The sequence below is a fragment of the Vibrio sp. V15_P4S5T153 genome (assembly GCF_963874485.1).
GTDB classification, from domain to species: Bacteria; Pseudomonadota; Gammaproteobacteria; order Enterobacterales; family Vibrionaceae; genus Vibrio; species Vibrio anguillarum.
Genome location: NZ_CAWNHR010000011.1, coordinates 1,328,939 through 1,342,156 on the forward strand (window position 1 = coordinate 1,328,939; position 13,218 = coordinate 1,342,156).

Annotated in this window: 11 protein-coding genes; 3 read left to right on the top strand and 8 right to left on the bottom strand. The window is 44.7% G+C overall.

What is annotated here, in order from left to right; translation table 11 throughout:
- Positions 1-2 precede the first annotated feature (2 nt).
- The 7 genes from AACT42_RS07895 to sixA form a co-directional block, all read right to left on the bottom strand.
- Complete coding sequence (locus AACT42_RS07895; protein ID WP_017045236.1) at positions 3-719, bottom strand: protein phosphatase CheZ; 717 nt, start codon at positions 717-719, stop codon at positions 3-5.
- Between the two features lie 57 nt (positions 720-776).
- Positions 777-1,145 (bottom strand): chemotaxis response regulator CheY, encoded by a 369-nt coding sequence (cheY, locus tag AACT42_RS07900; RefSeq protein WP_033197405.1) that lies wholly within the window; start codon positions 1,143-1,145, stop codon positions 777-779.
- A gap of 44 nt (positions 1,146-1,189) precedes the next feature.
- Positions 1,190-1,924 carry an RNA polymerase sigma factor FliA gene (locus tag AACT42_RS07905; RefSeq protein ID WP_010318887.1) on the bottom strand — a complete coding sequence of 245 codons (735 nt, stop codon included), beginning with the start codon at positions 1,922-1,924 and terminating at the stop codon, positions 1,190-1,192.
- Entirely contained in the window at positions 1,917-2,804 is an 888-nt protein-coding gene (locus AACT42_RS07910) for a MinD/ParA family protein (protein ID WP_010318888.1), read from the bottom strand. Before AACT42_RS07910 ends, AACT42_RS07905 begins: the two co-directional genes overlap by 8 nt.
- 13 nt (positions 2,805-2,817) lie before the next feature.
- Complete coding sequence (gene flhF / locus AACT42_RS07915) at positions 2,818-4,305, bottom strand: flagellar biosynthesis protein FlhF (RefSeq protein ID WP_094133619.1); 1,488 nt, start codon at positions 4,303-4,305, stop codon at positions 2,818-2,820.
- A gap of 52 nt (positions 4,306-4,357) precedes the next feature.
- Positions 4,358-6,451 carry a flagellar biosynthesis protein FlhA gene (gene flhA / locus AACT42_RS07920; RefSeq protein WP_094133620.1) on the bottom strand — a complete coding sequence of 698 codons (2,094 nt, stop codon included), beginning with the start codon at positions 6,449-6,451 and terminating at the stop codon, positions 4,358-4,360.
- Positions 6,452-6,632: 181 nt separating this feature from the next.
- Positions 6,633-7,097 (bottom strand): phosphohistidine phosphatase SixA, encoded by a 465-nt coding sequence (gene sixA, locus AACT42_RS07925; protein WP_094133621.1) that lies wholly within the window; start codon positions 7,095-7,097, stop codon positions 6,633-6,635.
- Positions 7,098-7,311: 214 nt separating this feature from the next.
- Between sixA and AACT42_RS07930 the strand changes: the two genes are divergently transcribed.
- Positions 7,312-10,089 (top strand): insulinase family protein, encoded by a 2,778-nt coding sequence (locus AACT42_RS07930; RefSeq protein ID WP_094133622.1) that lies wholly within the window; start codon positions 7,312-7,314, stop codon positions 10,087-10,089.
- A gap of 26 nt (positions 10,090-10,115) precedes the next feature.
- Here AACT42_RS07930 and AACT42_RS07935 read toward each other — a convergent pair whose 3' ends face one another.
- Entirely contained in the window at positions 10,116-10,712 is a 597-nt protein-coding gene (locus AACT42_RS07935) for a VOC family protein (RefSeq protein ID WP_047687817.1), read from the bottom strand.
- Positions 10,713-10,917: 205 nt separating this feature from the next.
- Here AACT42_RS07935 and argS point away from each other — a divergent pair, with 205 nt between their 5' ends.
- The gene (argS, locus tag AACT42_RS07940) at positions 10,918-12,654 is read left to right on the top strand and encodes an arginine--tRNA ligase (protein ID WP_094123958.1); all 1,737 of its coding nucleotides are present in this window, start codon (positions 10,918-10,920) and stop codon (positions 12,652-12,654) included.
- Between the two features lie 83 nt (positions 12,655-12,737).
- The gene (locus AACT42_RS07945; protein ID WP_017042525.1) at positions 12,738-13,166 is read left to right on the top strand and encodes an HIT family protein; all 429 of its coding nucleotides are present in this window, start codon (positions 12,738-12,740) and stop codon (positions 13,164-13,166) included.
- Positions 13,167-13,218 lie beyond the last annotated feature (52 nt).

The window sequence follows — 13,218 nt, forward strand, 5'->3', positions numbered from 1 at the left end:
CCCTAAAAACCAAGACTCGATAATAAATCATCGACTTCGTCTTGAGATGAAACCGCATCGGCTCTTTCATGAGGGTTCAAAATAGGACCTTCAGGTTCGATAGATGGGTTCTTCTTGTCTGTTTTTTGTTCTATTTGGTTAGCCCCAAAGGCAGTGAGAATCTCAACTAGGCGTTTCTCAACTTCATTAACCAGCGTAATAACACGCCGAATTATTTGGCCAGTGAGATCTTGAAAGTCTTGAGCCATCAATATCTCAGTTAGCTGACCTCGCAATTCGCTGCTGTTGCCTTCAACTTGTGATAGTAGATCATCAATACGGTGACAAAGTGCTTTAAACTCAATGAGATCAATACGTCCATGCATCAACTCATTCCATTGTGGACGCACTTTTAACAGACCTTCGTGAAGGCTGTCAGCGATCGGCATACATCGATCCACTGCATCCATTGTTTTATTCGCAGCCACTTCCGTTTTATCAATTACGTATTGAAGACGATCCCTTGCATCTGGAATTTCGTCATTTGCAATCTCAGCCATCCGTTCATCAAGGTTGAACTGTTTGAGCGATTCATGCAGTTCCCTTGTCAAAGTGCCTATTTCTTGCAGCATTGGATTGCTTGCTTTGTCGTAGGTCTCTTTAAAGAGTTGATTCGCCTGATCTTGCTGTCCATTTTCCAGTAGCTGAACGAGTTCTTTTGCTTGTTCTAATGAAATCATCGATTAGCCTTTTCGCGCATAAATGAATAGAGCACCTTTTGTCTGTGACCACACGCTTTATAAACGCTCGAAAATTTTATCCAGTTTTTCTTTAAGCGTAGCAGCAGTAAAAGGTTTTACGATATAACCATTCACACCTGCTTGAGCAGCCTCGATGATTTGTTCGCGTTTTGCTTCTGCGGTGATCATCAGAACAGGCAGATGCTTAAGTTCTGCGTCTGCTCGAATATTTTTCAACAAATCGATGCCTTGCATGCCCGGCATATTCCAGTCTGTAACCACAAACTCAAAATCACCTTTCTTTAGCATAGGCAACGCTGTCAGGCCATCATCTGCTTCTTGGGTATTATTGAAGCCCAAATCACGAAGTAGATTCTTAACAATACGGCGCATTGTTGAAAAGTCGTCAACAATAAGGATCTTCATGTTTTTATTCAAAATTGCCTCCACTGAGCTCGAAATCAGTGATATTAGTCATTTTGCGTCCAAGAACTTAACTTCGTTCTTAGTCGCTGCATAGATTGGCTTAGTATCTGGCTAACGCGGGATTCGCTAACACCTAGAACTTCACCAATTTCTTTTAAGTTTAGCTCTTCATCATAATAGAGCGAAAGTACCAAAGCTTCACGTTCTGGAAGTGATTTTATTGATTCAACCAATGCTTTACGAAACGATTCATCGGCGACTCCCTTAAATGGCGAGTTGTCTTCATCGTCATCCAGAGGAGAAATTGCATCATCAGAAATACCTAAATCTTCGATTCCGACAATCCGTGAGCAATTAATGTCAGTTAATACAGTATGGTACTGATCCAGCGACATGCCTAAATACTTCGCAACTTCTGTATCAGTTGGGTTTCGGTTTAGCTCACCTTCTAGAACTGAAATTGCATGGGTTATCTCTCGGTTGTGTTTATGAACCGAGCGTGGAACCCAATCACCACGCCGAATATCGTCGAGCATAGCTCCACGAATTCGAATTCCTGCGTAGGTTTCAAAGCTTGCACCTTTACTCCCATCATAATTTTTTTGTGCTTCAAGTAGGCCTATCATACCGGCTTGTATTAGATCTTCGACTAATACGTTTGGTGGCAGGCGACCTGCTAAATGGTGTGCAATACGCTTAACCAATACAGAGTATTTTTCTAAAAATGCTTGTTGGCTCTTTAGGTTTCCGTGTTGGTCATAAGTAAGCGCTTTATTCACCGAATGGTTCCCCTACACTTTCTGTTCTATTTAGCAAACGCTCGACAAAAAATTCCAGATGGCCTGTCGGCGTTCTTGGAATTGGCCACGTTAACGCTTTACTTGCCAACGAGCTGATTGCCAGTGCCGCAGGTGACCGTGGAAACGCATCGACCACTATTTTTTGTTTTTTTACTGCTTGTCGCACTTTATCATCCAAAGGTATGCAAGCAACAAGTTCAAGGCTCACATTTAGGAATCTTTCTGTCACTAAAGTTAATTTAGCAAATAATTCCCGTCCTTCACGATAACTTCTCACCATATTGGCCACAATTTTAAAACGTTGCACTTGGTGTTCACGACTTAAGAGCTTGATCAGCGCGTAAGCGTCGGTGATGGATGTCGGTTCGTCACATACCACGATCACTACATCTTGTGCGGCGCGACAGAAGCTCACGACCATATCAGAAATACCTGCGGCTGTATCGATGAGCAGAATATCCATCTCATCTTCTAAACTGCCAAAGGCGCGTATTAAACCAACATGTTGGGCGTGTGACAACTCTGTCATCGACTGTGTGCCCGAGGTCGCTGGAATTATTCGTATCCCAAAAGGTCCCTCGACGATGGCATCTTTCAGTTCACACTCGCCAGCCAGTACATGCCCTAAGTTTCGCTTCGGGCGTATGCCAAGCATAACATCCACGTTAGCTAAACCTAAGTCTGCATCCAACACCATGACTTTTTTGCCTTGACGAGCCATGCAGATCGCCATGCCGAGTGTCACGTGAGATTTACCCACACCACCTTTACCACCAGTCACAGATATGACTTTGGTCAGTGACGGTTGAGTTAAGCGGCGTAAACCGCTCGCTTGGTCATATATCATATTATTCGCCATATTTGTCCGCCGCCTAGAATCTCTCGGAGTCGCTGCTCCAATAGTGAGGTTCATTCTCTGTCGACTTCTCTAGCAATTCGTTTGCCTTTGCAACCATGTACTTCGGCTGGGCAATCACAATATCTTCTGGTACACGCTGGCCATTCGCGATGTAAGCAACGGGCAGTGCGTTTTGAACCACGACACTCACAAATTCCCCTAAGCTCAGTGACTCATCAAGCTTAGTCATAATGCACCCTGAAAGAGGGATCCTTCTAAAGTGCTCGATTGTTTCTTGTAATACTTTTCTTTGTGCCGTTGCAGGCAGAACAAGGTAACTGTGGATGATTTCGCCACTCTCTTGCATCAGGGTATCGAGCTGCTCTGATAACCGAACATCACGCTGCCCCATCCCCGCGGTATCAACTAAAATTAAACGCCGATTTCTTAGCTGATATATTACATCGGCTAACTCACTGGAATCTTTAGCAACTCTTACTGGACAACCCATGATTCGGCCATAAATAGAGAGCTGTTCATGAGCACCGATACGGTAGGTATCTGTGGTGACTAGAGCGACGTTATCAGCGCCATACTCCATAGCGGCGCGAGCGGCTAGTTTAGCGATGGTGGTGGTTTTACCAACCCCTGTTGGGCCTAATAGCGCAACCACACCACCACGTTTCAGAATATCTTGTTTGGAAACAGGGACTTGATCCGCCACTAAGCCAAGCAGTGCCTTCCAAGCTTTAGTTGGAGCAGTATCTTCTGGGATATAGCACGCGAGCTGGTCAGCCAGTTCTTGTGAAACCCCCATGCGCTCAAGTCTTTTAATGAGCATGGCACGCAAAGGCTCTCGACGCTCAACTTCTTGCCACATTAATCCTGAAACTTGATGTTCTAACAGGCGGCGTATTGAGGTCATCTCTTCACGCATGTTTTCCAGCTCTGGGTTCGAAACACTCGCCTCTTGCGTTGGGTAACGATCATAACGCGATGGATCTAACTTCGGCGTTTGACGGGTGGACGCTCTTCTATCCTCTGCAATTAACTTCGCTAATGGCGAATCGGCTCGTAACTCTGCACTACCGTGTCCTGAGTTGGTGTTAGATAAACCTGATTGACGTTGCAATAATGCAGAGAGCGAATCTTCATTTTCGGCGTGATAGTCCGAATCTGAGCCACTTGGTGCGCTGTACTGCTTTAACATATTTGCGAAACGTTTGGTCATTGAACGCCCAGTGTCTGCGCTGTTTTGCAGGCTGACTCGATCATCATCCAACTCACGAGAGGATTTGTTCAAAGACGGGGTGACTTGGGTGTAACCTTGTTGTCTAGGCTGCGAATTATAGCGCTTGGCACTGTTTTGCTGGGTGGGCTGTTCACCATCCACAGCGGCAACGATTTCCACACCACCCGCGACTTTTTTATTCGACATGATCACCGCTTCCGCACCAAGCTCTTCTTTCACTTGCAGCAGCGCTGTTCGCATATCTTTGGCAAAAAATCGTTTTATTTTCAAAGCAGATATCCGTGTTAAATGGCTAAAGCCCGATTAGGTAACAACAGTTTCGTTAGTTCCCAACGGCTTGAACAATCCGAATTTGTTTCTCGTCAGGTATTTCTTGATAAGAGAGCACACGCAAATTAGGTATCGTGTTTTTCACAAACTTCGCCAAAGTGGAACGAAGCACACCAGACGTGAGTAACACGGCGGGCTCACCTTTCAATTCTTGTTCTTGCGTTGCATGGCTCAGTGCAGCTTGTAAACGCTCTGCTAAGCCTGGCTCAATACCTGCCGATTCTCCTCCTGACGCCTGCATGGTTTGATGCAATATTTGTTCCAGCTCAGGAATCAGTGTTATCACTGGTAGTTCAGGTTCTATACCATTGATTTCTTGGACGATTAAACGCTTCAATGAGATTCGAACGGCCGCCGTTAGGATGTCAGGTTCTTGACTCCGCCCAGAATACTCCGCCAAGGTTTGTATTATGGTTCGAATATCTCGGATTGGAATCGCTTCATTGAGTAGGTTTTGCAGTACCTTAACGACTGTACCCAACGGCAGTTGATCTGGAACGAAGTTTTCAACTAGCCTTGGCGCTGAGCGACCCAGCATTTCAATTAAGTTTTGAACCTCTTCATGACCAATCAGTTGCGAGGCGTTATTAGTGAGAAGCTGACTCAAATGAGTGGCGAGTACGGTCGATGAGTCCACAACTGTGTAACCGAGAGCTTGTGCGTGTTCACGTTGTTCTTCACGGATCCAAACCGCTTCAAGGCCGAATGCAGGGTCGAGTGTGCGTTCACCGTCAATAACACCATAGACTTGACCAGGGTTAATCGCCAGTTCTTGATCTGGGCGGATCTCCGCTTCACCAACAGCAACCCCCATTAAGGTAATGCGATAACTATTGGGTGTTAATTCTAAATTGTCGCGAATATGCACTGCGGGGATGAGAAAGCCAAAGTCTTGCGACAGTTTTTTCCGAACACCTTTTACGCGTTCGAGCAGCTCTCCACCTTGATCTCGGTCCACCAGCGGTATCAATCGATAGCCCACTTCTAAGCCAATCACATCAACGGGTTGAACATCATCCCAAGAGAGCTCTTTTTGAGCGGGTGCTTCGTTGTCCACTTTTGCAGGCAGTTTCTTTTCATCGGCGGTTTTTTTCTGTTTGCGTATCATCCAATACGCGCAACCACCCGCTAACGCGGCTAGCAGTAAAAAAGCAAAGTGAGGCATACCCGGTACAATGCCCATGATGCCGAGAATACAAGCGGTAATCATCAATGCTTTAGGGTTGTCAAACAGTTGGAAGACGACTTGCTCTCCCATATCTTCATCGGTATTTTGACGGGTAACCATCATGGCAGCGCCAATCGAAAGCAGCAATGAGGGGATCTGAGCCACTAAGCCGTCACCAATGGTCAGCAGTGTGTAGATTTGGATCGCTTCTTTAAAACCCAACCCATATTGCGCCATACCAATCGATAAGCCGCCAATAATGTTGATGAACAAAATTAATATCCCAGCAATCGCATCCCCTTTAACAAATTTTGACGCACCGTCCATTGAACCGTAGAAATCCGCTTCTTTGGTTACTTCAAAGCGTCTCAGCCGCGCTTGGTCTTGATCGATTAAACCCGCATTTAAGTCCGCATCTATGGCCATTTGCTTACCCGGCAAGGCATCTAGGGTAAAGCGAGCACTCACCTCAGAAATACGTCCCGCACCTTTGGTTACTACCATGAAGTTGATGATCATCAAGATCAAAAACACCACTAAACCAACGGCGTAGTTACCACCGATCACCACACTACCAAACGCTTCAATGACGTTACCAGCCGCCCCGGGGCCTTCATGACCATACAATAAAACCACACGGGTTGAAGCGACGTTCAAGGCTAGTCGAAGTAAGGTTGCAATAAGTAAAACCGTAGGAAAAGCAGCAAAATCAAGCGGTCTACGGGTATAGACAGTGACGAGTAACACCACCATCGATAAGGCAATGTTAAAAGTGAAAAACAGATCCAATAGGAAGGCTGGGATCGGTAAAACGACCATAGCCAACGTGGCCAATACCATAACCGGCGCACCGATTGCTGGCATACTTCGCTGCGGTATTGATGGCAATTTATCTGCAAATGGGAGAGTAAATTTCATAGGTTAGCAAGCAATCTGTTGATAAATATCTATAAATGCGACAATGCGTTAACTCGGCGATGCAATTTTTAGTCCAGTAAAACAGTCAAAATAATGGCTACATTAGTAAAGGCAATAACCCTTCACTTAACGTAGCCTAGTTATTCAAATTACGTGAACTTCTTTTACTTTGAATGGTGGTTTAAGGATTAATACTCCAGATCTGCTGTCCTTTACGCAACTCTCTATCATATTCGATACCAATCAGACCGGATGTGGGGAACATTGGAGGGACTAAATCGGTAACAAATTCAGCCGCGAGATAGCCAACTAACGGTAAATGAGACACCAGCAGCACTGATTCGATTTGTTCTACATCGGCCAAGACAGAGACATACTCAAATACCACTTCCGCTTTCCCATAAGGTGTGATGTCATCACAGGTCACAACATCATCGGCATTAAAATAAGAGGCTATCGCAGCCCAAGTTTGCTGCGCCCGTAAGTAAGGGCTTACCAATACTTTATCTACATGGCGAAGATCTTGCTTTTCACAAGCACGAGCCACAGCAACAGACTCACGAAGACCTCTTTCGGTTAAGGCCCTTTGTGCATCACTCGCTGCATAATGTTCAGCTTCTCCGTGACGCATAATAAAAATCTTCATTACTCATTCCTAGTGGTTATTATCTATGCCGTCTAGGCGGCTTTATTCTCGATTATATCAGGCAACCAAGCAAAGACTTCGACACTGTTAACAGTCTATTAAAAAGTCTCCTGAAGGACTAAAATGGCACTTCGCTCATAAAATCATTGCTTGAAATTTGCACCTAACCGTTTCAACGCCATAATTAAAAAAGCCTTTTCTGTGGAGAGTCACTGTGCATTTAAGCCCTAACGACACCAACCAATACCGCTACATTACGTTAACTAATGGTCTGAGAACATTACTTATTCAAGCGGATGATGCACAAAAGTCAGCCGCTGCTTTAGCGATTAATGTGGGGCATTTTGATGACCCTGAAGACAGAGAAGGTCTTGCCCACTATCTGGAACACATGCTGTTTTTAGGCACAGAAAAGTACCCGAAAATTGGTGAGTTTCAAAGTTTTATTAATCAACATGGTGGCAGCAATAACGCATGGACTGGTACAGAGCACACCTGTTTTTTCTTTGATGTAAGCCCAAATCATTTTGAAAAAGCCTTGGACCGATTCAGCCAATTCTTTTGTGCCCCCTTGTTTAATGAAGAAGCCCTGGATAAAGAACGCCAAGCGGTGGATTCTGAATTTAAACTCAAACAGAATGATGATTCGAGAAGGCTCTACCAGGTTCAAAAAGAAACCATCAATCCGCAACACCCGTTTGCTAAATTTTCAGTGGGTAATTTGGAAACGTTGTGTGATAGAAATGGTCTCTCTATCCGTGAAGAAATTGTCCGTTTTCACCATGAAAATTACTCGGCTGATTTGATGACGCTCTCGCTAGCGGGCCCACAGACACTTGATGAGTTAGAGCAGTGGGCAAGAGATGAATTTTCCTCCATCCCAAATAAACAGCTCGGCCCGAAAAAAATCGAGGTGCCTTTTGTTTTAGACGCGCACCGCGGCGTCTTGATTCAAATCGAGCCACGAAAAGAGATCCGCAAACTAACTTTAAGCTTCCCAGCCCCAAGCATGGATGACTTTTATCATGTCAAACCTCTCTCTTATTTCGCCCATCTCATCGGTTACGAAGGTGAAGGCAGTTTAATGTTGGCATTAAAAGAGAAAGGTTGGATCACGTCCTTATCGGCTGGAGGCGGCGCAAGTGGCAGCAATTATCGTGAGTTTTCGATAAGTTTTAGCCTGACACATGAAGGCGTAAAACAGGTCGATAACATCATCCAGTCACTCTTTACTCAGATTAAATTAATCGCAGAGCAGGGCCTGAACGAATGGCGTTACCTTGAGAAAAGAGCGGTGCTTGAATCGGCTTTTCGCTTTCAAGAAACGACAAGGCCATTAGACATGGTCAGCCATTTAGTGGTTAATATGCAGCACTATCAGCCGCAAGACACCATCTATGGCGATTATATGATGGCGGGCTACAACGAATCGCTACTTAAGCAAGCACTTCATTATTTGACTCCTGCAAATCTACGCGCCACGTTAATTGCTAAAGATGGGTATTACGATAAGAAAGCGAAATGGTATTTTACACCTTATTCAATTACTCCATTATCGGCGTCACAACTTGCAGCATTCGCAACCCCTTGCGACATTGAAACAAACTTACCGCCACTCAATCCTTTTATCTGTTACTACTTAGACCCAAAACCGTTAGAGCCTTCAACGTCTTTACACCCGGAAATCATTGAAGAGTTACCAGGCTTTCGTTTATGGCATCTACAAGACCATGAATTTAGAGTGCCTAAAGGGGTAATTTACATCGCGATTGATAGCCCCATCTCGGTAGCCACTGCTCGAAATATTGTTAAAACACGTCTCTGTGTGGAAATGTTTTTAGACTCGCTGGCCACGGAAACTTATCAAGCAGAAATTGCTGGGATGAGTTACAACATGTACGCTCATCAAGGCGGCGTCACCCTGATGCTTTCTGGTTTTAGCGAAAAACAACCACAGTTAATGGAGATGATTCTCGCACGCTTTGCTAAACGTGATTTTAGCCTAAAACGCTTTAACACCATCAAGCAACAACTGCTTCGTAACTGGCAAAACACCACTAAAGATCGTCCAATTTCGCAGCTTTTCAATGCAATGACGGGTATTTTACAACCCAACAACCCTCCTTATGAAACGCTACTTGGTGCCTTAAAACAGATAGAAGTCGATGAGCTCAGTGATTTCGTAGAACAAATATTAGCGCAACTTCATGTTGAGATGTTTGTCTATGGCGACTGGTTAAGAAGTGATGCACAAGCGATGGCAGATACGCTTAAAAATGCATTACGAGTCAAAGATCAACAGTACGAGGAATCATTAAGACCACTCGTCATGCTCGGAGAGAGTGGGACTTTTCAAAAAGAGGTTCACTGCGATCAAGAAGATTCTGCTGTGGTGGTCTATTATCAGTGCAATGATGCCGCACCGCGCAGCATCGCCTTATATTCATTAGCTAATCACTTGATGTCCGCTACATTTTTTCATGAAATTCGTACTAAGCAGCAACTTGGTTATATGGTCGGAACGGGCAACATGCCATTAAACCGTCACCCAGGCATCGTACTCTACGTCCAGTCACCGAATGCTGCGCCTTATGAGCTGATTAGCGCTGTAGATGAATTTTTAAATGCTTTTTACATGGTGCTGCTGGAGCTCAACGAATACCAGTGGCACAGCAGTAAACGTGGTTTATGGAATCAAATTTCAACCCCCGACCCCACCCTTCGCAGCCGTGCGCAAAGACTTTGGGTTGCTATCGGCAATAAAGATGCGGGCTTTGTTCAAAGAGAGCAGGTTTTGAGTGAACTGAAATCACTCAGCCGCAGTGATATGATTCGCTTTGTGGTCAATGAGCTAAAACCAAGGACCGCCAATCGACTGATCATGCACAGCCAAGGAAACGCACATCAAACGGTTCAGAAACTCAGTTTAGGGCAAGAAATTGGCTCAATTGAAGCGTTCCAGCTTCGGCCTAAAAGCTATAACTTAGGGTAACAGTACTTCATCGCCATCAGAGCAATTTATCTTTGCTCTGATTTTACGATCTCTTTTAAAGAGTGGGGATGCAGTTTAATACACACGCCTTGCCACTTAAATGCAACCGTCGGGTTATGTAATCGCTCTCCTTCCCCTTTTGGACTGGACAATTTAACTTGAACACCTTGAGTGTCTAATGTTGTCCAGCATTCTTTTAATCGTGGGTAAACCGACAGTATATCCTGCAAATAGGCTTGCGCGGTTTGTGCCTCAGATGGCACCACAAATTCCACATGCTCCCAGCTCTGCTCTGGGTAAATTTTCCCCTCGGCAGGGTAAGGCAATTCCAAACATTCTATTGACCAACCATTAGCCGATAGCGGTACCGCAAATTCAATCACAATGATAGGACGGCCATTTATCTGAGCACTCGATATTTCTCGTCCTTCCTCCAGCCATGCCGCATGTGCTAATGACGCTAATTTACGATCATTAATGCGCAGTGCAATGTGGTCAGCTTGATTTGTGGATAAATCAATATGCAAAATTTTGGTTAATTCTTGAATTTTATGCATAAATTTATCTAAATTCTGCTTAAGCTGTTCAGGATGAAGCGCTGCATTCTTTAATGGTTCAAGCATTTAAATGGTCCAAAATGATGATTATCGTCTAATAGTACCAACAACTCTTCGAAAAGTAGAAAATTTCCTAATTTAGTCCCTATAAGCGCCTCAATAAAATTGGTATTATGTGCGCCAAATGATGAACAAAATTAAGATATGTATTGGCACTAAATGGTGAATAAAATGCATACCTTTGCAATTCCAAGAATTAAAGGAAACGCGTGTGAATATCCAAGCACTGATTAATGACAAAGTATCTCAGGCTCTTGAAGCCGCAGGCGCACCAGCTGGCAGTCCTGCTGCTGTTCGCCAATCGGCCAAAGCGCAATTTGGTGACTATCAAGCCAATGGCATTATGGGCGTAGCTAAGCAACTGGGTACCAACCCGCGAGAATTTGCTCAAAAAGTATTGGATGTTCTGGACCTCGATGGTATTGCGAGCAAAACGGAAATTGCAGGCCCAGGTTTCATCAACATTTTCCTCAGTGAAGCGTTTCTTGCTAAACAAGCGGATATCGCCCTAGCAGATGAGCACCTTGGTGTAACCAAAGAAGCGCAAAAGACGATCGTCGCAGACTACTCAGCGCCTAACGTTGCCAAAGAGATGCATGTAGGCCACTTACGCTCAACCATCATTGGTGACGCCGTTGTACGTACCTTGGAATTTTTAGGCCATAAAGTGATCCGCGCCAACCACATCGGTGACTGGGGCACGCAATTTGGTATGTTGATAGCCAACCTTGAACGTGTGCAGCAAGAATCTGGTAACGAAGTTTCAATGGAACTTTCCGATCTTGAAGCTTTCTATCGTGAGTCAAAAAAACTCTACGACGAAGATGAAGTGTTTGCCGCTAAAGCACGAAATTATGTGGTCAAACTACAAAGTGGTGACGAATTCTGCGCTCAAATGTGGAAAAAATTGGTGGACATCACCATGATCCAAAACCAGCGTAACTATGATCGTTTGAATGTTTCGCTCACGCGCGATGATGTGATGGGCGAAAGCATGTACAACGACATGTTGCCGGGCATCGTAGCCGATTTAAAAGAAAAAGGTTTGGCGCAGGAAGATGATGGCGCACAAGTCGTTTTTCTTGAAGAATACAAAAATAAAGATGGCGAGCCGATGGGCGTTATCATCCAAAAACGTGATGGCGGCTTCTTATACACCACAACTGATATCGCGTGTGCAAAATACCGTTATGAAACCTTGGGTGCGGACCGTGTGTTGTACTTTATCGACTCGCGTCAACATCAGCACCTAATGCAAGCATGGACGATTGTCCGCAAAGCGGGCTATGTACCTGAAGAAGTGACTCTTGAACACCACGCCTTTGGTATGATGCTAGGCAAAGATGGCCGCCCGTTCAAAACTCGTGCTGGCGGTACTGTTCGTTTGGCCGATCTTCTCGATGAAGCGCAAGAGCGTGCCGCTAAATTAATTGAATCCAAAAACCCTGATTTAGACGCCGCAGAAAAAGCGAACATTGCCAATACTGTCGCGATGGCTGCAGTGAAATACGCTGATCTTTCTAAGCACCGCACTACCGATTACGTGTTTGACTGGGACAACATGTTGGCATTTGAAGGTAACACTGCACCTTACATGCAGTATGCCTACACACGTGTCGCGTCAATTTTTGCTAAAGCAGGCGTATCGATGGATAACCTGACGGGTGAAATTAAAGTCACACAAGAGAAAGAAAAAGCTTTGATTGCGAAACTTCTGCAGTTTGAAGAAGCGGTACAAGCTGTTGCCCGCGAAGGCCAACCTCACATTATGTGTAGCTACCTATTTGAATTAGCTGGCCAATTCTCTAGCTTCTATGAAGCATGCCCAATCTTAGTCGCTGAAGATGAAAGTGTGAAACAAAGCCGCCTAAAACTGGCTGCGTTGACAGCAAAAACCATCAAGCAAGGTCTGTCGCTACTCGGTATTGATACATTAGAACGTATGTAACGACAGCTATGAGTGAATGAAAGGGTTGACCATGGTCAGCCTTTTCTTTTATCGGTGATAACATCCGTGCAAGTGAGATTGACATGAATTTTGAACTCCACCCGCAACTGGCCAAAGACACTTCCGTCATTGGTGAATTTCCTCTTTGCTTAGCCTTACTCCATAAAGATAATGCCGTACCTTGGATTATTCTGGTGCCTAAACGTGCCAATTTGAAAGAGCTGCATCATCTACCAATGCAGGAACAGCAACAATTTTTATGCGAATCTCAAGCCGTTAGCCAAGCTCTTGAAGCCACGTTTTGTCCAGATAAACTCAATTTAGGTGCGCTGGGTAACATGGTTCCTCAGCTCCATATTCACCATGTTGCTCGATTTAAAAATGACGTAGCATGGCCAGGGCCTATCTGGGGCAATACTCAAGGGATAGTGAGAGCCGAACAAGAACAGCAAGCAATCTTAACCAGAATCCAAAATGTTCTATCACTGAGTTCTATTTTTAGAAAAGGATAAACGTCGTCTCTCACGCCATATATTAGGTAAAAGTTTGAAAGCCGCTGACATC

What these genes read in the sequence shown, in the direction of transcription:
- AACT42_RS07895 (WP_017045236.1), bottom strand. Translation starts at nt 719, where the DNA reads ATGATTTCATTAGAACAAGCAAAAGAACTCGTTCAGCTACTGGAAAAT.
- cheY (WP_033197405.1), bottom strand. Translation starts at nt 1,145, where the DNA reads ATGAAGATCCTTATTGTTGACGACTTTTCAACAATGCGCCGTATTGTT.
- AACT42_RS07935 (WP_047687817.1), bottom strand. Translation starts at nt 10,712, where the DNA reads ATGCTTGAACCATTAAAGAATGCAGCGCTTCATCCTGAACAGCTTAAG.
- AACT42_RS07945 (WP_017042525.1), top strand. Translation starts at nt 12,738, where the DNA reads ATGAATTTTGAACTCCACCCGCAACTGGCCAAAGACACTTCCGTCATT.
- sixA (WP_094133621.1), bottom strand. Translation starts at nt 7,097, where the DNA reads ATGAAGATTTTTATTATGCGTCACGGAGAAGCTGAACATTATGCAGCG.
- AACT42_RS07910 (WP_010318888.1), bottom strand. Translation starts at nt 2,804, where the DNA reads ATGGCGAATAATATGATATATGACCAAGCGAGCGGTTTACGCCGCTTA.
- flhA (WP_094133620.1), bottom strand. Translation starts at nt 6,451, where the DNA reads ATGAAATTTACTCTCCCATTTGCAGATAAATTGCCATCAATACCGCAG.